This window comes from Bradyrhizobium sp. 613_E4_N2_2, assembly GCF_052075995.1.
GTDB classification, from domain to species: domain Bacteria; phylum Pseudomonadota; class Alphaproteobacteria; order Rhizobiales; family Xanthobacteraceae; genus Bradyrhizobium; species Bradyrhizobium barranii.
The window spans coordinates 4538879-4559666 of sequence record NZ_CP197234.1; the positions used below are offsets into that span (position 1 = coordinate 4538879).

Annotated in this window: 14 protein-coding genes; 3 read left to right on the plus strand and 11 right to left on the minus strand. The window is 65.9% G+C overall.

Annotation, left to right across the window (positions count from 1 at the left end):
• The first annotated feature begins 57 nt into the window (after positions 1 to 57).
• Complete coding sequence (locus tag AB7290_RS21725; RefSeq protein WP_028161359.1) at positions 58 to 1092, plus strand: cysteine synthase A; 1035 nt, start codon at positions 58 to 60, stop codon at positions 1090 to 1092.
• Positions 1093 to 1264: 172 nt separating this feature from the next.
• Here the strand turns inward: AB7290_RS21725 and AB7290_RS21730 are convergent, their stop codons facing one another.
• Genes AB7290_RS21730 through AB7290_RS21745 form a run of 4 tightly spaced genes read right to left on the minus strand, consistent with a single transcriptional unit; the run spans position 1265 to position 5772 of the window.
• Positions 1265 to 2002 (minus strand): amino acid ABC transporter ATP-binding protein, encoded by a 738-nt coding sequence (locus AB7290_RS21730; RefSeq protein WP_063983419.1) that lies wholly within the window; start codon positions 2000 to 2002, stop codon positions 1265 to 1267.
• An 11-nt stretch (positions 2003 to 2013) separates the two neighbouring features.
• Positions 2014 to 3534: an amino acid ABC transporter permease gene (locus tag AB7290_RS21735; RefSeq protein WP_085401476.1), complete on the minus strand. Its 1521-nt coding sequence runs from the start codon at positions 3532 to 3534 to the stop codon at positions 2014 to 2016.
• Positions 3531 to 4736 (minus strand): amino acid ABC transporter permease, encoded by a 1206-nt coding sequence (locus tag AB7290_RS21740; protein ID WP_085401452.1) that lies wholly within the window; start codon positions 4734 to 4736, stop codon positions 3531 to 3533. Before AB7290_RS21740 ends, AB7290_RS21735 begins: the two co-directional genes overlap by 4 nt.
• A gap of 19 nt (positions 4737 to 4755) precedes the next feature.
• The gene (locus AB7290_RS21745; protein WP_085401451.1) at positions 4756 to 5772 is read right to left on the minus strand and encodes an amino acid ABC transporter substrate-binding protein; all 1017 of its coding nucleotides are present in this window, start codon (positions 5770 to 5772) and stop codon (positions 4756 to 4758) included.
• A gap of 394 nt (positions 5773 to 6166) precedes the next feature.
• Here AB7290_RS21745 and metC point away from each other — a divergent pair, with 394 nt between their 5' ends.
• Together metC and AB7290_RS21755 are read left to right on the plus strand one after the other, a co-directional pair.
• The gene (gene metC, locus AB7290_RS21750) at positions 6167 to 7351 is read left to right on the plus strand and encodes a cystathionine beta-lyase (RefSeq protein WP_085401450.1); all 1185 of its coding nucleotides are present in this window, start codon (positions 6167 to 6169) and stop codon (positions 7349 to 7351) included.
• A 179-nt stretch (positions 7352 to 7530) separates the two neighbouring features.
• Positions 7531 to 9219, plus strand: coding sequence for a Na/Pi cotransporter family protein (locus AB7290_RS21755; protein WP_085401449.1), 1689 nt, complete (start codon positions 7531 to 7533; stop codon positions 9217 to 9219).
• A 9-nt stretch (positions 9220 to 9228) separates the two neighbouring features.
• On the opposite strand, the gene AB7290_RS21760 is transcribed toward AB7290_RS21755, so the two are convergent.
• From AB7290_RS21760 to AB7290_RS21790, 7 genes are all read right to left on the minus strand, one after another.
• A complete protein-coding gene (locus tag AB7290_RS21760) occupies positions 9229 to 9567 on the minus strand; it encodes a lipid-A-disaccharide synthase N-terminal domain-containing protein (RefSeq protein ID WP_028151722.1) in 339 nt (112 codons plus the stop codon).
• A complete protein-coding gene (locus AB7290_RS21765; RefSeq protein WP_085401448.1) occupies positions 9564 to 10301 on the minus strand; it encodes a glycosyltransferase family 2 protein in 738 nt (245 codons plus the stop codon). Before AB7290_RS21765 ends, AB7290_RS21760 begins: the two co-directional genes overlap by 4 nt.
• A gap of 65 nt (positions 10302 to 10366) precedes the next feature.
• Positions 10367 to 11212 carry a phosphatase PAP2 family protein gene (locus tag AB7290_RS21770; protein ID WP_085401447.1) on the minus strand — a complete coding sequence of 282 codons (846 nt, stop codon included), beginning with the start codon at positions 11210 to 11212 and terminating at the stop codon, positions 10367 to 10369.
• A complete protein-coding gene (locus AB7290_RS21775; protein ID WP_028151725.1) occupies positions 11213 to 12955 on the minus strand; it encodes an ArnT family glycosyltransferase in 1743 nt (580 codons plus the stop codon).
• 50 nt (positions 12956 to 13005) lie between these two features.
• The gene (pbpC, locus tag AB7290_RS21780; RefSeq protein ID WP_085401445.1) at positions 13006 to 15114 is read right to left on the minus strand and encodes a penicillin-binding protein 1C; all 2109 of its coding nucleotides are present in this window, start codon (positions 15112 to 15114) and stop codon (positions 13006 to 13008) included.
• A 119-nt stretch (positions 15115 to 15233) separates the two neighbouring features.
• Entirely contained in the window at positions 15234 to 20438 is a 5205-nt protein-coding gene (locus tag AB7290_RS21785) for an alpha-2-macroglobulin family protein (RefSeq protein ID WP_085401444.1), read from the minus strand.
• Complete coding sequence (locus AB7290_RS21790) at positions 20435 to 20677, minus strand: hypothetical protein (protein ID WP_144030744.1); 243 nt, start codon at positions 20675 to 20677, stop codon at positions 20435 to 20437. Before AB7290_RS21790 ends, AB7290_RS21785 begins: the two co-directional genes overlap by 4 nt.
• Positions 20678 to 20788: the final 111 nt, after the last annotated feature.

Below are 20788 nucleotides of genomic sequence, written 5' to 3' on the forward strand. Positions count from 1 at the left end.
CCGCCACCCTACTTTAGGGTCGCGCCCACCCTATGAACCAGCCGGTAATTGCCTGACATGACCATCAAAAATGACGTTGTCGAAGCCATCGGCAACACCCCGCTCATCAAGCTCAAGCGCGCCTCCGAACTGACCGGCTGCACCATTCTGGGCAAGGCCGAGTTCATGAATCCGGGCCAGTCGGTGAAGGACCGCGCCGGCAAATGGATGATCCTGGAGGCCGAGAAGCGCGGCGAGCTCAAGCCGGGCGGTCTCGTGGTGGAGGCGACCGCCGGCAACACCGGAATCGGCCTCGCGGTCGTGGCGAGCGCGCGCGGTTACCGCACGCTGATCGTGATCCCGGAGACGCAGAGCCAGGAGAAGAAGGATTTTCTGAAGCTGTGCGGCGCCGAGCTGATCGAGGTGCCGGCCCTGCCCTATGCCAATCCCAACAATTATCAGCATGTCGGCCGCCGGCTCGCCGACGAGCTGCGCAAGACCGAGCCCAATGGCGTGCTGTTCGCAGACCAGTGGAACAACCTCGACAATGCGAAGGCGCACTACGAGTCGACGGGTCCCGAGATCTGGGAGCAGACCGGCGGCAAGGTCGACGGCTTCGTCTGCTCGGTCGGCAGCGGCGGCACGCTCGCCGGCGTCAGCCGCTATCTGAAAGAGAAGAACAAGGACGTCCGGATCGCGTGCGCCGATCCGCATGGTGCCGGCATGTTCGAATATTTCCGGAGCGGCGACGCCAAGGCGACGCCGGGCGGCTCGATCACGGAAGGTATCGGCCTCAACCGTGCGACCGCAATCGTCGAGAGCGCGAAGGTGGATGACGCCTATCTTGTTCCCGATGCAGAAGCCGTCACGGTGATCTACGAGCTGCTCCAGCACGAAGGCCTGTGCCTCGGCGGTTCCACCGGCATCAACATCGCCGGCGCGATACGACTCGCGAAACAGCTCGGGCCCGGCAAGACCATCGTCACCGTGCTCTGCGATTCCGGCAGCCGCTATCAGTCGAAGCTGTTCAATGCGGATTTCATGCGCGCCAAGAACCTGCCGGTGCCGGAATGGCTGGAGAAGCGCAGCAACATCAAGCCGCCGTTCGTCTAGGCCGGGAGGGTTGCGGCCGCCCGGATTTCGAAGTCCGGCTCAAGTTGAGCAAGCCGCGGTGCCGTAGCCGTAGGGTGGGCAAAGCGTCAGCGTGCGCACCATGCTTGCCGCGATCGCCGAGGGATGGTGGGCACGGCGCGACGCGCCTTTGCCCGCCCTACGGCAGCTCGCATCACCGCAAGATCTGGCTCAAGAACAGCTTCGTCCGCGCGTGCTGGGGAGCGGCGAAGAACTCGTTCGGCGTGTTGGCCTCGATGATCTGGCCGGCATCCATGAACACGACGCGGTTGGCGACCTCGCGGGCGAAGCCCATTTCATGAGTGACGACCAGCATGGTCATGCCCTCCTCGGCGAGGTCGACCATGGTGTCGAGCACTTCCTTGACCATTTCGGGGTCGAGCGCCGAGGTCGGCTCGTCGAACAGCATCACCTTGGGGTTCATCGTCAGCGCGCGTGCGATCGCGACGCGCTGCTGCTGGCCGCCGGACATCTGTCCAGGAAACTTGTTGGCCTGGTGCGGGATCTTGACCCGCTCCAGGAATTTCATCGCGTTGACCTCGGCGTCCCTCTTCGGGATGTTCCGCACCCAGATCGGCGCCAGCGTGCAATTCTCCAGGACGGTCAGATGCGGGAACAGGTTGAAGCTCTGGAACACCATGCCGACCTCGCGGCGGACCGCATCGACGTGCTTCAGGTTCGGCCCGAGCTCGATGCCGTCGACGACGATCTCGCCCTCCTGGAATTCCTCGAGCGCGTTGATGCAGCGGATCAACGTCGACTTGCCCGAGCCTGAGGGGCCGCAGATCACGATGCGCTCGCCCTTCTTGACCTCGAGGTCGATGTCGCGCAGCACGTGGAACTCGCCGTACCATTTGTTGAGGCCGGAAATCTTGACGATGGGGTCGGACATGATGACCTCGATCAGTTGCGACGGTGGGCGTTGAGGCGATGCTCGACGAAGAGCGAGTAGCGCGACATTCCAAAGCAGAAGATGAAGTAGATAATCCCGGCGAACGCAAAGCCGGTGAACGCGGTCGACGGCGTCGACCATTTCGGATCCGAGAACGACGCCCGGAGCGAGCCCAGCAGGTCGAACAGCGCCACGATCGAGACCAGCGACGTGTCCTTGAACAGCGAGATGAAGCTGTTGACGAGGTTCGGAATGACGTGGCGCAGCGCCTGCGGCAGCACGATCAGCGAGGTCGTCTTCCACCAGGACAGGCCCAGAGCGGCCGCCGCTTCGCCCTGCCCGCGCGGGATCGCGGCCAACCCGCCGCGGACGTTCTCGGCCTGATAGGCGCCCGTGAACAGCGAAATGCCGATCAGCGCGCGCACCAGACCGTCGACCGTGAAATTGCCCGGCAGGAACAAAGGCAGCATGTAGGTCGCGAAGAACAGCACGGTGATCAGCGGCACGCCGCGCCAGAACTCGATGAAGGCGATCGAGAAGATCCGGATCAGCGGAATGGTCGAGCGGCGGCCGAGCGCCAGCGCGATGCCGATCGGCAGCGAGGTGACGATGCCGGTCACCGAGACCACCAGCGTCACCAGGAGCCCGCCCCACAGATTCGTGGTCACGACCGGCAGGCCGCCGTGATCGAGCCCCATCAGCTTGATCACGACCGCGATCGCGATGAAGGTGCCGATGCTGGATGTCAGCGCCCGGCCGCCGGTGCGAACGCCGCCACCGACGACGAAGGCGATCAGGGAGACGACCGCCGCCGTGATGGCGAAATCGGCCCAGACCGACTGGCCCGTTCCCTGGAGCTGGTCACGCAGCCAGGTCAGCGGAAAGATCAGCCAGTAGATCGCGCTGCCGACCAGCACGATGAGATTGCCGGCCAGCCAGAAGAGCGGTGCGATGGCTGAGGTCTTGGCGAGACTGAGCAGAGCCTGCCCGGCGCCGATGATGCTGTCGTCGAACAATTGCAGCAGGCCGGCCGTCCAGCTCAGGCCAAACCCGGTGATGCCGCCGCCGAGCAGCAGAAAGAATGCAACGACTGGAAAGGCGAAGAAGAACAGGCCGGCGTTCAGTCCTTTCGCCGGCAGGCGCGGAATGAGCAGCGGCAGCAGCAGAGCCGCCGCCAGGATCAGCGCGAGATTGACCCGCCAGCGCTCGGCCTCGGGATAGAAGCCGTAGATCAGTTGCGGCAGCTTGGCCTGGATGAAGGGCCAGCAGGCGCCGACCGTGAAGCCGGCATTCTCGGTCAGGCACGCCGTGCGATCCTTGCCGGTCCAGACCGCATCGACCATCAGGAACTTCACGGCAGGTATGACGGTGAACCAGAGCAGCAAGGCGCCGACGATCGTGAGCAAAATGTTGGTCGGCGAATTGAACAGGCGCGTGCGCATCAGGCCGATGAAGCCCGTGGTCTTGACCGGCGCGGGACGCTCAGTGAGCAGGTCCCGGCGGACATAGGCGGACGAGATGATGTCGCTCATGCGCCCAGGCTCCGGCTGACGCGCCAACCGTAGACGCTCATGACGGCGCTCGTGAGCAGCGAGATCAGGAGGTAGACGCCCATCGTCATGGCAATGATCTCGATCGCCTGCCCGGTCTGGCTCAGCGACGTGCCGGCGAACACCGAGACGAGGTCGGGATAGCCGATCGCGACCGCCAGCGAAGAGTTCTTGGTGAGGTTGAGATACTGGTTGGTCAGCGGCGGCACGATCACGCGCATCGCCTGCGGCACGACGATCAGGCGCAACGTGGTGCCGCGGCTCAGCCCCAGCGAGGATCCCGCTTCCATCTGACCGGAGTGGACAGACAGGATGCCGGCGCGCACGATCTCGGCGATGAAGGCCGCGGTATAGGTCGACAGCGCCAGCGTCAGCGCCACGAATTCCGGGATGACTCTTGAGCCGCCGGCAAAATTGAACCCCTTGAGCTGCGGCAGCTCGAAGGTGAAGGGCAGGCCGAACACCAGCACGGCCGTGAGCGGCAGCCCGAACAGCAGGCCCAGCACATAGGGCCAGATCCGGATCATCTGACCGCGCTGAAATAGCGCCCGCCGCGCATAGAAGCGCAAAACCAGCGAAGCGACGATGCCGAGGACCAGCATCGCCAGGAACGGCTCGAAGCCGCCCTCACCGATCGGGCGCGGAATGACGAGCCCACGGTTGCTGATGAAGGCGATGCCCAGCAGCGAAATGCTCTGCCGGGGATTTGGCAGGGCCGCGAGCACCGCCAGGTACCAGAACAGGATCTGGAACAGCACCGGCAGATTGCGGCCGATCTCGACATAGATCTCGCCGACGCGGGACAGCAGCCAGTTCGGCGACAGCCGGCACAGCGCGACGATGAAGCCAATCACGGTGGCGAAGAAAATACCCACCACCGAGACCACGAGCGTGTTCAAAAGCCCGACCACGAACACGCGCAGGAACGTGTCCGAGCCGGTGTAGGAGATCAGGGTCTGGTTGACGTCGAAGCCGGCATTGTTGCGGAGGAAGCCGAAGCCGGCGGCAATGTGCTGGTTTTCGAGGTTCGTCCGGGCGTTGGAGACGATCTCGTAGCCAATCCAGCCCAGGATCGCCGCGAAGGCAAACTGGACGGCGACGCCGTTCCAGCCTGCCTTGCCGCCCAGAACGCGCCTGATCTTCAGCGCGATCTGGGCCGGCGGTTTTCGAGCCTCGGTGCTCATCGCCGCGGATCAGGCGGGATCAGCGGATCGGCGGCGCGTACTGAAGACCGCCCTTATTCCAGAGATTGTTGAGGCCACGGCTGATGCCGAGCGGCGAACCGGCGCCGACGTTGCGATCGAACACCTCGCCGTAATTGCCGGTGGCCTTCACGATCCGCACCACCCAGTCCTTGGTCAGGCCGAGCTGTTCGCCGAAATTGCCGTCGCTGCCGAGCACGCGCTTCAGCTCCGGATTTTCCAGTTTCGCCTTCTCGTCGACGTTCTTCGAGGTCACGCCCAGCTCTTCGGCGGTAACCATGGCGAACAGCGTCCATTTCACGATGTCGAACCACTGGTCGTCGCCGTGACGCACCATCGGCCCGAGCGGCTCCTTCGAGATGATTTCGGGGAGCACCATATGGTCGTTGGGATTGGCAAGCTTGAGGCGGTTGGCGTACAGGCCCGACTGGTCGGTGGTGAAGACGTCGCAGCGCCCGGCTTCATAGGCCTTGACGGTCTCGTCGTTGGTGCCGAACGCGATCACCTCGTACTTCATGTTGTTGGCCTTGAAGTAGTCGGCGAGGTTCTGCTCGGTGGTGGTGCCGGTCTGGACGCAGACCGAGGCGCTGTTGAGCTCGAGCGCCGAATTCACCTTGAGCGACTTCTTCACCATGAAGCCCTGCCCGTCATAATAGGTGACGCCGGTGAAGTTGGCGCCGAGCGAGGTGTCGCGCGAGATGGTCCAGGTGGTGTTGCGCGAGAGCACGTCGATTTCGCCGGATTGCAGCGCCGTGAAACGATCCTTGGCGGACAACGGCACGTACTTGACCTTGGTCGGATCGTTGAAGATCGCCCCGGCGATCGCGCGGCAGAGGTCGACGTCGAGCCCGGTCCAGTTGCCCTTGTCGTCGGGCGAGGAGAAGCCGGGCAGGCCTTGGCTGACGCCGCAGGACAGCATGCCCCGGTCCTTGATGGTCTTGAGCGTTTGCGCATCGGCGGCCTGGGCGGAGAGGCCGGCGGCGACAGCGAGAGTGAGAGCCAGAGTTACGCGTTTCATGGGCTGAAGGCCTTTCAAAGTCGTCTCAAGGTCAGGAATGGCGTCTTTGGGATCGTCTCCGCCAGGGCTAGCCGCATCAAGACTAGCCTTGCAAGAGTCATGCTGGAAAACCTTGCCGAACACTCGCCCATCCCGGGAGGCCATACCTTAATCCCCGCCGCAGGCGTCCGCCGTTATGGCTGTGACGCAAGGTCCGGTCAGACGATGGATCGAAGGTCGCGGCAGCCCCTCAACATGCGGCGACTGAATAGCACCCGCGCATCTCAGAACGACTGGCGAGCCGGGTCAAGGGGTTGACGGGACTCTTCTGTGTTCTGTTATTAACGGCAGCGGCCTTCGGCCGGCCCGCGGGCGCGGCGCGCCCGGTGGAAACGCGCTTTTTGAAAGCAGACGCATGGATTCCCCGCATCCCGCCCAACAGCACGCCGAAACCCGGCTGGTGACCTCCGGCCGCGACACCAAGGCGCAGAAGGGGTTCGTCAATCCGCCGGTGTTTCACGGTTCGACCGTGCTCTATCCGACCGCCGAGGACCTGCACGCCCATCGCGGCGAGTTCCAGTACGGCCGCCACGGCACCCCCACCACCAGGGCGTTCCAGGAGACGCTGATGGCACTGGAGGGGCCGCAATGCGCCGGCGTCGGCATCGTGCCGTCAGGCCTTTCGGCGATCTCCACCACCCTGCTCTCGGTGCTGAAGACCGGCGACCATCTGCTCGTCTGCGACAACGTCTATCGGCCCTCGCGCAATTTCTGCAACGGCATGCTCGCGCGCCTTGGCATCGAGACCACCTATTTCGATCCGCTGATCGGCGCGGGCATCGACAAGCTGTTCAAGCCCAACACCCGCGCGGTGCTGGTGGAGGCGCCGGGCTCGCAATCGTTCGAGATGCCGGACATCCGCGCCATCGCCGAGGTCGCGCATGCGCGCGATGCGCTCGTCATCGACGACAACACCTGGGCGACGCCGCTCTATCATCGCTCGCTCGACCAGGGTGTCGACATCAGCATGCAGGCCGCCACCAAATATATCGGCGGCCATTCCGACATCATGTTCGGCACCATCTCGGCCAACGCCAAGGCGTGGCCGCAGATCGCCGAAGGCATCCGCCTGCTCGGCGTCTGCGCCGGCCCTGACGACGTCTTCCTCGCGCTGCGCGGCCTGCGCACGCTGTCGGTACGATTGGCGCAGCATCATCGCTCGGGGCTCGACATGGCGCGCTGGCTCGCGGCCCGACCCGAGGTCGCGCGCGTGCTGCATCCGGCGCTCGAAACCGATCCCGGCCATGCGATCTGGAAGCGCGATTTCACCGGCGCGTCGGGCCTGTTCAGCATCGTGTTGAAGCCGGCGCAGCAGAAGGCCGTCGACACCATGCTCGACACACTCAAGCTGTTCGGCATGGGCTTCTCCTGGGGGGGCTTCGAGAGCCTCGTGATTCCCTTCGATTGCGACGCCTATCGCACCGCCACGAAGTGGTCGCCGGGCGGCCCGACCCTGCGACTGCACATCGGCCTTGAAAGCGTCGACGATCTCAAATCCGATCTCGATCGCGGCTTCGCTGCCCTCAAGGCGGCAATGTGAGCCTGCTCACAAGGCATCGCGCCTCGGGACGCGGCAATCGCGCGCCGGCGGACGCGCAAAACGCGCGCCGCGGGAACGCGCAACCGCCGCAAACGTTAACGCGGATGCGCCAACAAAGGGTTTGAACCGCTGACGTTTGGCGCTAGCCTCACCAATCGACTCCAATCCGGACGCGGAGCATGGGAACGTTGGTTCTGCTCGATCTGATGGGCGGCGTGGCGCTGTTGCTGTGGGGCCTGCACATGGTCCACAGCGGGATTCTGCGCGCCTTCGGCCCGGACCTGCGGCGGCTGCTCGGCAAGGCGCTCGGCAACCGATTCAACGCGTTCGCCGCAGGGCTAGGCCTCACCGCGCTGCTCCAGAGCAGCACGGCGACGGCGCTGATCACCAGCTCATTCGCGGCAGAGGGCCTCGTCAGCCTGGCCGCCGCGCTCGCCATCATGATGGGGGCCAATGTCGGCACGACGCTGATCGTGCAGGTGCTGTCGTTCAACATCGCAGCCGTTGCGCCTGTCCTGTTCGTGCTCGGGCTCGTCGCCTTCCGCTCCGGCCCACGGTCGCGGATCAAGGATATCGGCCGCGTCTTCATCGGGCTCGGCTTGATGCTGCTGTCGCTGCACATCCTGCTCGACACGCTGGCTCCGGCGGAGAACGCGCCGGGTGTTCGTGTCATGATGTCGGCGATCACGGGCGATCCCGTGCTCTGCATCGTCATCGCCGCGCTCGTCACCTGGGCGGTGCATTCGAGCGTCGCCAGCGTGCTGCTGATCATGTCGCTGGCCTATTCGCAGTTCATCACGCCTTACGCAGCCCTCGCGCTGGTGTTGGGGGCTAATCTCGGCAGCGCCATCAATCCCGTGTTCGAAGGCGCCCGGCGCGACGATCCCGCGAGCTACCGCCTGCCGCTCGGCAATCTCGCCAACCGCGTGATCGGGATCGCGCTGGTGCTGCCCTTCCTGAGTGGGATCGCCGAGCGTATGCACGCCTGGCAGCCCGATCTCGCCAGGATGACGGCGGCCTTCCACATCGCCTTCAACGTGGGCACGGCCGTCATCTTCATCGGCCTGCTCGACATCATGTCCCGGCTCCTGATCCGGCTGCTGCCTGATCGCGTCCGGGAAGACGATCCGGCCCGGCCGCGCTATCTCGACGAGAGCGCGCTGGAGACGCCGTCACTGGCGCTCGCCGACGCCGCGCGCGAGACCTTGCGCATGGGCGATCTGGTCGAGGTCATGCTGCGCAAGGTGATGGCGGCGATGATGACCGGCGACCGTGCGCTGGTCGACCAGGTCACGAAGATGGACAATGTCGTCGACAGCCTCGACGAAGCCATCAAGCTCTATGTGACGAAGCTGATGCGGGGCAGCCTCGACGAGAGCGAGGGCCGGCGCGCGATGGAGATCATCTCCTTCGCCATCAACCTCGAGCATATCGGCGACATCATCGACAAGAGCCTGAGCGAGCTCGCGACCAAGAAGATCAAGCGCCGCTTTCAGTTCTCGGTCGAGGGCGCCGAGGAGCTCGCCGCCTTCCACAAGCGCACGATGGACTCGCTGCGGATCGCCTTCGGAGTCTTCATGTCGGGCGATGCCAACGAAGCGCGCAAGCTGCTGGTGGAGAAGACCACGCTGAAGAACACCGAGCTCGCCGCCGTCGAGCGTCATCTCGACCGCCTGCGCGAGGGCCGCCCCGAGACCATCGAGACCACCTCGCTGCATCTGGACGTGCTGCGCGACCTGCGCCGCATCCACTCGCATATCTGCTCGGTCGCCTATCCCGTGCTCGATGCCGCCGGCGAGCCTTATCGCAGGAGTGAGGCGGATACTGCCCTGCCCGCCTCCGGCGCGGCCTCGGCGTTACCGCGCTAGCGGCGCATCTCAGCGTTCCAGCGTTCTTGAGGCGCGGCCGCGGTTCTTGATGATCAGCATGATGTTGCGGACATAGATGATGGTCGCGAGCGCCTGTCCGAGGATGATGACGGGTTCGCGCTTCACGACGCCATAGACCAGCGTCATCAACCCGCCGCCCATCGAGCAGAACCAGAACGCCATCGGCACCACGCTGTTGCCGGCCCGCTCGCTCGCGATCCACTGCACCAGGAAGCGCGCGGTGAAGAACAGCTGCGCGACAAGGCCGAACGCCAGCCAGAAATCGAACTTGGCGACGAAGACGTCGTAGAGATAGTTATTCAACGCCTGACCGTATTGGATGATCATGCCTTCACCTCAGTCACATCTGGTGTCGGCTTCTTGCGGCGGATCAGCCACCACACGCCGACGAGATCCATGATGCCGATCCACAGTCGGTCGAAGAAACCATAATTTGACACGCCGGAATGGCGCGGCCGGTCGATCACGTCGACATAGGCGATCTCGTAGCCCTCGCGGCGCACCAGCGCCGGCAGGAAGCGATGCAGCCCGTCGAAATAGGGCATCATCAGGAACACGTCGCGCCGGAACGCCTTCAGGCCGCAACCGGTATCGCGCGTTCCGTCCTTCAGGATCGCATTGCGGACGCCGTTCGCCACGCGCGACTGGAATTTCTTGAAGCCGGTATCCTTGCGTCCGACACGCTGACCGGCCGCGAGACCGACGCGCCCCGCCCCCTTCTCGACCGCCGCGATCAGGTCGGGCAGGAAGGCGGGATTGTTCTGCCCGTCGCCGTCGAGCGTCGCCACGATCGCGCCGCGCGCTGCGCGCACGCCACTGCGCACTGCTGCCGACTGGCCGCCTGATCTGGCGTGGCGAAGCTGCCGGAGATTGTCGCGCTGCTGCATGATCGCGCCGAGCCGTTCGCCGGTCGCGTCCGTCGAGCCGTCATTGACGTAGATGATTTCATAGGCCCAGCGGCCGTCGAGCGCCGCGCCGATCTCCTCGATCAGCGGCGCGATGTTGTCGGCTTCGTTGCGCACGGGAACGACGATGGAAACCGAAGGCTGGGACGACGACAAATCGAAAGCTCGTGGTTGGAATTGGCCTGCCCCGGGGAACCGGCGGTCCCGGCAGGCAGCCGCTTTTATGGGGCGGATGCCCCGTGGGCAACCCTTTTGAGACGGCCCGAGACCGCCCCTGCAAGAGGCACAATGGTGCCGTCGGCGCGGATGGCAAAGCCGAGCCTCCGGGCCGCGAACCAGTAGCGCACTGCCATGGCGCCGACCATGCCGACCAGAGCGCCGGCGACGACGTCGCTCGGATGATGCGCGAGCAGCACCAGCCGGGTCAGCAGGATCACGATTGCGTAAGTGAACATGAACACGCGCAGGCGCGGCCACAGTGCCGAGACCGCAAACGCCAGCGCAAACGCCGTCACCGCATGACCCGACGGCAGGCTGGCATAAGCCCCCGTTCCCTCTAACGGGATGAAGTTGAACGGATCGGCCTTGCCGCTCACGAACGGACGTCCGCGACCGATGAGATATTTCAGGATCTCGGCAACGAACACGGACAGGGCGACAGACAGAAACATGAACTGCAGCCGCGTACCGAGGCCGAGCAGCAGCCCACGACGGGTGCCGTGCAATCCCGCTGCAACGAGCGCCAGGAGCACCAGCGTCCCCCCGAGCACCGAGAGCACATACTCGTCCTTGCCGAAATCGGTGAGGATGCGGATCGGCCACAGGCTCGGCGTGCCACGCACCGGCATCAGCTGGATCTCGGTCTGATCGAACGCGAGCATCAGCACGATAATCAAGGCCGCACCGGCCGCGCTGAGCCACAGCGAATGCCGCGCCAGCTTTCGCGCGGCTTCGGCGCGGCATGAATGCGAAGGCGTACGGACGAGCTGCGCCAGGGCACGGCCCGACACCGCGAGCAATTGCGCGGGATAGCCCGGGCGCGGCGTGATGTCGGCTGGCGCCGGCATCTACTCAGTGCCTTCCGAGCGGAAGATCGAGATCGAGATCGCGCGCCCTTGCGAGAAATTATAGCCGTCGATGCGCGTACCGACCTTGTAGCGCAGCCCGATCGCCTCGGCCCGCTGCACGAAGCTGCGCTCCGAGCGCTGCTCGATCAGCGCGAAGCGACAGCTCCCCTGGCGCAGGAAATCCGCCGCGCCCGAGCCGTCGGTGAGCAGCGTCTGCGTGCCCGTCAGGAACACGAGGCTCGGCTCGTGATAGCCGGCAGCGGCTGCCTTCGGCCCGACGCAGGTGACGTTGCGAAGCGCGCGTGCGATCTCGATGCTCGGAAACAGCGGGGTCAGCGACGGCAGCACGATGCCGTAGACCACGACCGCGAGCATCAGCGCTGCGACCAGCGCGTTGAGCAGCGACCGCTCGGCGCGATTGGTGTCGAACAGCCACCAGGCGAACAGACCGAAAATGAGCGAGGCCGCAATGAACGGCCAGGCCACGAACGCCGGTTGCCGCGTCAGCATGACCGCGCCGACCACGGCGATGATCGAGGCGGCAGCGGGAATCGCAAACCACCAGGCCGAGCCGCGCGCGAGCCACGAGCGCGACAGCACGTTGCGCTCCAGCGCACCGACGGTGAGGATCGCGATCGCCGGATACAGCGGCAGCACGTAATGCGGCAGCTTGGTCAGCACCGCCTCGAACACGATCCAGGACGGGATCAGCCAGGCCAGCAGGAACTGCGCGCCGGGCTCGCGCCGGGCCCGCCACACCGCCGGCGCCGCCATCGCCGCAAGCGGCGCGCCGGGCCAGAACGTGATCCAGAACAGCGCCAGATACAGTCCGGGCGGCGCGCCATGGGATTCCTGGGCGCCGATTTTGCTCAGCATGTCGCCGCCGACGGAATCGGCGAAGAAGGCATCGCCCGCGCGCCAGAAGATCGCGACGAACCAGGGCAGCACCAGCACCAGCATCCACATCAGGCCCCAGAGCGGACGCAGCTTCCACAGCCACGAGGCATCACGGTCCTGGATCGCGAGCGCGACGATGGTCAGGCCCGCGAACATCAGGATCAGCGGACCCTTGATCAAGATGCCGACCGCGAGCGCGGTCCAGAAGATCGCGGGCCAGCTCCAGGGCGGATGGGTCTCATCCTCTGCGCGCTGCCACGACAGATAGGCGCGCGACATCGCGCCCATCGCGGCGGTCACGCAGAACAGCAGCATCGCATCGGTTTTCGCGAGGCGTGCTTCGACGCCGAGCAGCACCGAGGCGCACATCAGGAGCGCGGCGAGCACCGCGGCGCGCCGCGTGACGAAGCCGAGCGCGGCCCAATAGGTCATGAGCACGGCGCCGATTGCGCCGATCAGTGACGGCAGCCGGTACACCCAGATCCGCAATTCGGCCTTCGGCAGCTTGAGCGCGGATGCGGCTTCAACCGCGGCCGACTGCAACCAGTAGATGCCGACTGGCTTCTTGTAGCGGACGTCTTCCTGGAAGCGGATGTCGACATAATCGCCGCTCTCGACCATCTGCTTGGTGGCCTGCGCAAAGCGCGCCTCGTCGCGGTCAACGGGCGGAATCGTGAAGAATCCCGGCAGGAATAGCAGCAGCGCACACAGCAGCAGGAAGCCAACCGCGCGGGCGTGACTGGCCGTGGCGTAGTCCAGCATAAGCACGAGCCGGCTGCCCGGATTTACGGGCGCTTTCGGCTCGCGGGGTGCTCCAAAACGGGGGCTGGGATAGGTCTCGGCCATTGGTTCCGCTTACGCTGAAACCGTCATTCCGACAACCGGTTAAGGCGGGGTCATTGAATTCGAATGACAACTGTGTCCGCGGCGCCAGTGGCGTCGATCACGGTCAGCCGCGCAAAGCCCGGACCAGGCGGATCGATCAGGCGCTGGCGGCGCCCGTCGATCTCGCCCAGTGATGTTCCATTAACCATGACGGTCATGGGAAGGACGCCGCCGGCGACCTTCACCGGCATGGCTGCGCTCCCCTCGCCGCCGGAACGGTCGACATCGATCCGCGAGCCATTCAGCGGGAACTGGATGTGCAGCGCCTGCTCGCTGCCGGTCCGCACCAGGTCCCCGACCGGGCGGAACCGCTTCAGCGGCAATGGCAACTTGGCGTTGCTGGCGACGAGGGTTCCCTTCGGCGGCTTCGGCAACGGAGCCAGCGTCTTGCCGGTGCGGGCGAAGGCGTCGAACAGGATCGGGGCTGCGGCCACGCGACCGATCAGCCCGGGAACCGGCGCGCCGTCGGGCCGGCCGACCCAGACGCCGATGGTCATGCGGCCGTCGAAGCCGACCGACCAGGCGTCGCGATAGCCGTACGAGGTGCCGGTCTTGAACGCGATGCGGTTGTGGGCGGCGTTTTCGGGCGGCGGCGTGCCCAGGAGCACGTTGCCGACCTGCCAGGCCGCGACCTGGTCCAGCAGCCGCAGCGGTTCCCGATCGTCCCGGCCGGTCATGAGGTCGCGCAACGGCATGGTGGTGCCGAGCCGAGCGAAACCCGTATAGAGCTGGGTGAGGTCCTGCAGTGTCACACCGACGCCGCCGAGTCCCATCGCGAGCCCCGGTGCCTCGTCCTTGGGCAGGACCAGATTGCCGCCGGCCTGCCGCAGCCGCGACGACAGCCGGCTCGCGCCGACGCGGTCGAGCAGCACGATCGCCGGCACGTTCAGCGACAATTGCAGCGCCTTCTTCACCGGCACCGTGCCCTGAAACGTCATGTCGAAATTTTCCGGCGCGTAAGAGCCGAAGCGGACGGGCCTGTCGTCGATCAGGCTGTCGGGATGGACAAAACCGTCCTCGAAGGCGAGCCCGTAGATGAATGGTTTTAGCGTCGACCCCGGCGAACGGACAGCGCGGGTCATGTCGACCTGCCCCGCCCGGCTCTCGTCGAAATAATCGGCCGAACCGACGCGGGCGAGCACGTCGCCGCTCTCATTGTCGACCACGATGATGCCGACCGAGATGTTGGGCCCGAGCGCAATGGCGCGGTCGCGCGCCAGCGGTTCCAGCACCTTCTGCAAATTGGCATCGAGCGTCAGCTTGATGACCGGCGCATCCTTGACCGTCGACAGCGCCGTGTCGGAGGCGTGCGGCGCGAGGATCGGCATCGGCTTGCGCAGTTTTGGCACGGGCACGGCCTTGGCCTGCTTCGCGTCCTCAAGGCTGACCACATGCTCCTCGACCATGCGGTCCAGCACGCGGTCGCGCGCCTTGCGTGCGGCCTCGGGATAGCGATCGAGCCGGCGCGTCTCCGGCGATTGCGGCAGCGCCACCAGCAGCGCGGCCTCGGCCAGCGAGAGCCGCTTCGGCTCCTTGCCGAGATAGGCGATCGAGGCCGAGCGGATGCCTTCGAGATTGCCGCCGTAGGGCGCGAGCGCGAGATAGAGGTCGAGGATCTCGGCCTTGCTCATGCTGCGCTCGATCTCGATCGCCCGCACGATCTGCCGCAGCTTTGCATAGAGCGAGCGTTGCCGCCGCGGCTCCATCAGCCGCGCCAGCTGCATCGAGATGGTCGAGCCGCCCGAGACGATGTGGCCGCGCGTGGTGAGCTGTAGTGCGGCGCGCCCAAGGGCGAGCGGGTCGAGACCGTTATGCGCGTAGAAGCGCTGGTCCTCATAGGCGAGCAGCAGCTTGAGATAGGTCGGATCGACATTGGCCCTGGCATCGACCGGCAGCCGCCAGCGGCCGTCGGCCATGGCATAAGCGCGCAGCAGTTTTCCGTTGCGATCGACGACCGTGGTGGAGACCTGGCGTGCCTCGTCGAGCGGCAGCGGGCCGAGCGAGTAGACCCAGGCGACGAAGCCGCAGGTGGCGAGGATGAGCGTGAGCGCGAGGCCCGAGAGGACACGACGGCCCCAGCCCTTTGCTCCGTCATGGCCGGGCTTGACCCGGCCATCCACGTCTTTGCCGGCAGCGCCACAGTTCGTGGATGCCCGGGACATCTGCGCGAAGACGCGCTTCGCGCTTTTGCCCGGGCATGACGACGGAGTATGTGGCCCTGCTTCGCTCATCTCTCCACTCACTTCGCCGCCCGCACCTCGACGTTACCCGTCCCGGTCCGGCCGTAGCGCGAGGGATTGTACATGTCCTCGACATAGGCCTGGGGCAGCACGTATTTGCCGGGCGAGACCGCGCGCACGACGTACGCGACGGTGAAGACCGACTTGGAGTCCGAGGCGCGATCGACCGCCGCCGTGAAGCGGTCGTCACGGAACTCGGTATCTTCAGGCTCCTCGCCGTCCTCGATCCAGTCCAGCGTGCCGCTGTCGCCCGACGACACCAGCTTCGGATTGTCGATCTCGAGGCCCGCGGGCAGATAGTCGGACACCATGATGTGGCCGTACTCGGGCTTCGCCTCGGTGATCTTCAGCACCACGGCGAAACGCTGGTTCTGCTTGACCTTGCTGATGTCGGCGGGCTTGCCGTCGAGCGTGAAATAATTGCGCTCGATCTTGAAGCCGTTCGATGCAGCCGGCTCCGGCGTGACCGGCGAGCCCGACACCGAGACCACCGCCTGCACCGGCGCATCGCCGGTGTTGGTGATCTTCAGCGGCTTGCCCTCCAGCGTCACGGCCTTGTAGCTGCGGTACAGCGCGGTCTTGACCGGCTGGCCGTCGACTTCCATCGACAGGTTCTCCTTGGCGAGCGCGCGCGCCGCCAGCACCAGCCACGCATTCTCCTGCGTGGATGTGTAGGGCGTGAGCCCGCGCGCGACTTCGACCCGCGACACCGCCTGCGTCAGCGTCGCCTTCGGCGCGTTGCCTTCGCTGGCGAGCGAGACCAGCGCTGCGGCATCGCGAAGCTGCGAGCCGTAGTCGGTGCGGCCGAACTCCAGCACCGGCTTCGGCGCGAGGCCGTCGAGCGCGGCACCGTAAACGCGTTCCGCGCGGTTGCGGTCGCCGACCAGCGCCAGTGCCGCCGCAAGCTGTGACTTCGCGATCGGGGTCGCGAGGTTGCTCAACTTGGTGTCGGCGAGATAGCGGAGATCGCCGATCGGCGCCGCGCCATTGCGTGCGAGCACATAGAGGCCGTAGGCGAGATCGCGCCCGCCGTCCTTCTCCGGCTCGTTGCCGTTCACGACCGAGTTGCGGATACGGTCGAGCGCGTTCTTGAACAGCACGTCCGGCACCGCAAAACCCTTTTCGCGGGCGCGGGTGAGGAAGTCCGTCACGTAGGCGTCGAGCCAGGCGTCGTCGCCGCCGGCCGACCAGAGGCCGAACGAGCCGTTGGAGCCCTGGCGCGCCAGCAGCCGCTCGATCGCATCGCGGATGCGCTGGTCGACCTCGGTGTCCATGGCCAGATGCGCGCCGGCGGCGAGCTCGTTGACATAGAGCAACGGCAAGGCACGGCTCGTGATCTGTTCGGAGCAGCCATAGGGGTAGCGGTCGAGCGCCTTCAGGATCGTTGCGGCGTCGAGCGCCGTCGACAGGCTGGCCGAAACCGAGACGCTGCCGGTGCCCGGGACGAGATCGGAGAACATGTCCGAGGTCAGCGTCAGGCTTTCACCCTTCGCCAGCGTCCGGATCGAACGCCGCGCCAGCACCTGCGTCGCCGCCTTGACGTCGAGCGCATAGTGACGCGCCAGCGCAAGGCCGTTCGGCCCCTTGATGTCGACGTCGAGCGTCGCCTGCCCCGCCGCAGTTGTGTCGATTGCGAGCGTAAACGCGTTGCGCTGCTTGGCGGCGAGCTTGACCGTGGTTGCGGGATTGCCGGTCATCTTCACCGGGCCGCCGGTCTTCACGTTGATGACGTAGTCGCCGGCCTGGCCCTCGACATTGTCGATCTCGAGGTTGACCGTGCCGTGGTCGCCATTGAGCAGGAAGCGCGGCAAGGTCGTGGTCAGCACCACGGGATCGCGGATCACGACATCCGTGTTGGCACGGCCGAGCTTGGTCGCGGTCCACGCCACCGCCATGACGCGCGCGGTGCCGGCGAACTCGGGGACATCGAAGCTCACTTCGGCGGTGCCGTCGGCGGCGACCGTGACGATGCCCGAGTAGAGCGCGAGCGGCTTTTGCGCGGGCGGAGAGCCCTGCAATTCGCCGGCGCCGGCATCGCCGCCGGACTTGATCTGTCCGCGCGTGCCCGACATGCCGTCGATCAGTTGCCCATAGAGATCGCGGATCTCCGCGCTCAGGCGACGCTGGCCGAGATAGTAATCGTCAGGCGCCGGCGGCTTGTAATTGGTCAGGTTGAGGATGCCGACATCGACCGCAGCGATGACGATTTTGGCGTCCTCACCCGGATTGAGCCCGTCGAGCTTGACCGGGATCTTCAACGTCGCATTCGGCCGGACCAGTGCCGGCGGCGTCAGCTTCACCTGGAGCGTGCGGGTCTGCTTGTCGATGCCGAACCATTTCAGGCCGATCGCCCGGCCCGGCATGCGTTGCGCAGCCGCATCGAGCGGGCGGCGCAGCGTCGCCACCACATAGGCGCCGGTGCCCCAGTCCTTGCCGACCGGCAGCCTCACCTGCGCGGTACCTTCCTTGACGTCGATGGTCTGCGTCGTCAGCAGGCGGTCGCCGAGCACGTTGACGGTGAGCTTGCCAGCGCTGCGGACGTTCACCGACACCGTCATGGTGTCGCCGGAGGCGTATTGCGGCTTGTCGATCGACGTCTCCAGCAGGTCCGGCGTATCGGCGCTGCCGTCGGAATACCAGCCGACGTCGAACTGCACCGAAGTCACCGGACCGTCGGCATCGTTCGACTTGACATCGAGCCGGTAGCGGCCCGGCTGCGGGCTCAGCGAGATCCGCGACGGCTTATCGGCAGCGATCGTCACGTCGCCGTCGGAAACACGCGAAGTCGATTTGACCGGCTCGTACTCCCAGTAATTGTTCTGGCGGTACCACTGGTAGCGCGACTCCATCTTCAGGAGCTCGTAGCGCAGGCCATCGCGGCGCAGCCTCTCACCTTCGGGCGAGACGAACACGACATCGAACTCCGCCTTGTCGCCCTCGGCGACGTTCTTGTCACCGAACAGCGGCTTGATGCCGATCATGGCGTTGGCGGGCGCGACCGGCAGCACGATCTTGCGCTCGACGGCGCGGCCGCCGGTCTCCACCATGCGCACGAAGATCTGCGCCTCCTGCGGGCGCGTCGAGGCGGGCTGCTTGTCCAGCGTCACCGGGAAGGTGGCAACGCCGTTGGCGTCGGCTTCCGGCAAATTCTCCAGCGGCGTGCGCTCGTTCGAGGTGGTCTCCTCGTCGGCGACGCCGAACTGGTAGCCGGCAAAGCCCGGGCGTTCGCTCGCGGGCGCGACCAGCATGTCGCCTTCGAGCTGGAGACCGGAGGCCGGCGCACCATAGAGGAAATGGCCATCCGCCTTAAGCTCCACCGGAGCGTTAGCTTTGATCAGCTTGTCCTTGGCGGACAAGTCGAATTCGATCCGATCAGGGACGTAGTCCTCGACCATGAAGGTGGTTTCGCCGACCGACGAGCCCTTCGGATCGGTGAAGGCGCGGACCCGCCAGGTCCCGGTCGGGACGGCCGAATTGAGCGGCACGGACAGCGTACGGCCGCCGGCCCCCTGGTCGGCCAGCACGGCGCGGCGGAATTCGACGCCGTCGGGGCGCTCGATCACCAGCGTCAGCGGCCCGCCGGCAACGGCATTGCCCTGCCCGTCGCGCAAGAGCGCGGTGAGATAGACGGTCTCGCTGGAGCGATAGACGCCGCGCTCGGCATAGACGAAGGCATCGGCGCCCGATGGCACCGCCCGGCCCGAAACGCCGCGGTCGGACAGGTCGAAAGCCGAGGTCTTCAGGCTCAGGAAGGCGTAGTCGGCCTTCTCGCCCGTGACCGTCAGCATCGCCGGCGACAGGCCGCCCTCGCCGCGCGCAAGGCCCGCCTCGAACAGCACATGGCCGCTGTCGTCGGTCTTGCGGGTCGCCAGAATCTCGTTGTTGCGGGCGACCAGCCGGACCTCGGCCTTGCCGACCGGATCGGTCGAGGCCAGCGAATTGACGAAGACGTGGATGCCGTCATTGCCGGAATAGGCCGTGACCCCGAGGTCGGAGACGATGAACCACTGCGTTGCGAGCTGGTAGTCGTCATCCGAGCCTGGCCCCTTGGCCGCGGCAGTCATCACGTAGACGCCGGGCTGGAGCTCGCCGAGCGCCTGGTCGACCGGGAATGCGGTGGTGACGTCCTGGTTCAGCGTCATCGCGGTCGCGAGCTCGCCGGTCCAGACCTTGACGCCGCGCTCGCCGCCGAGATCGGCGAGCTGGTAGCGCGACAGCGTCTTCTGGAAATCGCTGTCGACCACCGTATTGATCAGGTTGCGGTCGCCGATCCTGAAGACGTTGACGTTGACCGCGGGCGTGTTGACGCTGACCACGGGAATGCCGCGTTGGCCGGTCCGCGGCAGCACATAGGCACGGCTGGTGAAGCGCACGAACGGCTTGCGGTCGCGCACATAGACGTTGAACTCGGCCGATTTCGGCAGGCCCTCCTTCACGGTGGACGGCAAGCCGGCGCGCAGATTGATGTTGTAGCGCTCGCCGTGCTTCAGCCCGTCGACGCAGAGCTGCTTGCCTTCGGCCGACAGCGCCGGCTTGTCCTGGCCTGCCAGCGCGAGGTACGGCGCGAAATCGGTGCGCTTGGCCAGCTCCTCCGAGAACTGGAAGCAGGCACGCGGACTCGCCGAATCCGAGTCCACGGTATAGTCGAGCAGCCGGAAGCCGTGCTCGTCGCGCATCTTCTCGTATTGGCCGCGGACGTCGGCGACCTCGCGCATGTCGAGCGACAGCCGCAGCGCATCCAGCGCCGGCCGCCACAGCTTGCGTTCGGCCAGCGACTTGCCGAGCACGGCGAGCGCATCCGCCTCCTCGCCCGGATTGCCGGCGCGCTGGTAGGCGATGTAGGCGGCGGTCGAGGCCCGCTCCAGCAGGAACGTCTGCTCGCTCGAGCTTTTCGGCGAGATCTGGAAGATCACCTTGGCGAGCCGCAGCCAGTTGCCGGTATCCTCCGGCGTGGTCGCGGCGATCTGGCCGAGCACCGACAGCCCGGTGCGGAAATCATTGCGCCGGAAGGCGGCGTCGGCGTCGGTGCGCAGCGTCGCGCTGGTCTTGGCGACCGGCCCCGCCTCGCTCTTGATCTGGGCCTCCAGCTTGATCGCGGAATCGGCGAGGTCGTCGCGCTTGAACGCCTTGTCGGCGGCCAGCGCTGCGCTAAGGCCGAGCGCCAGCGTGGCGCAGAGTGTGACGGCGCGAACAAGACCGATCATAATGGACTCCCGGAAATCGCGGCGAACGCCGCGTGAGCATGAAATGCGCGGAAAGGTGACCGACTCAAGGCGATGGAACCAAAGGTGCAAATCGTCGCATTCGCCATGACAAGGCAAGCCCTGAGGAGACCGATCGAGATATCACCGCGCACGCCGTCCTGATGGCGCAGCCCTACCTGACCGATCGACCGGCGGCCGTGTCCCGGAAGCTGGCCAGCGTTCCCGGCGATGTAATCCATCGTCCAGTCCGCTGCCGCTCAACCCGGCACCCTGACACCCCACCGTCCCGCTTAGTCGCGGCGTTGAGGAAAACGGTTCGGTTCAGACTTGGCGGGGTCGAGGATTTTTTA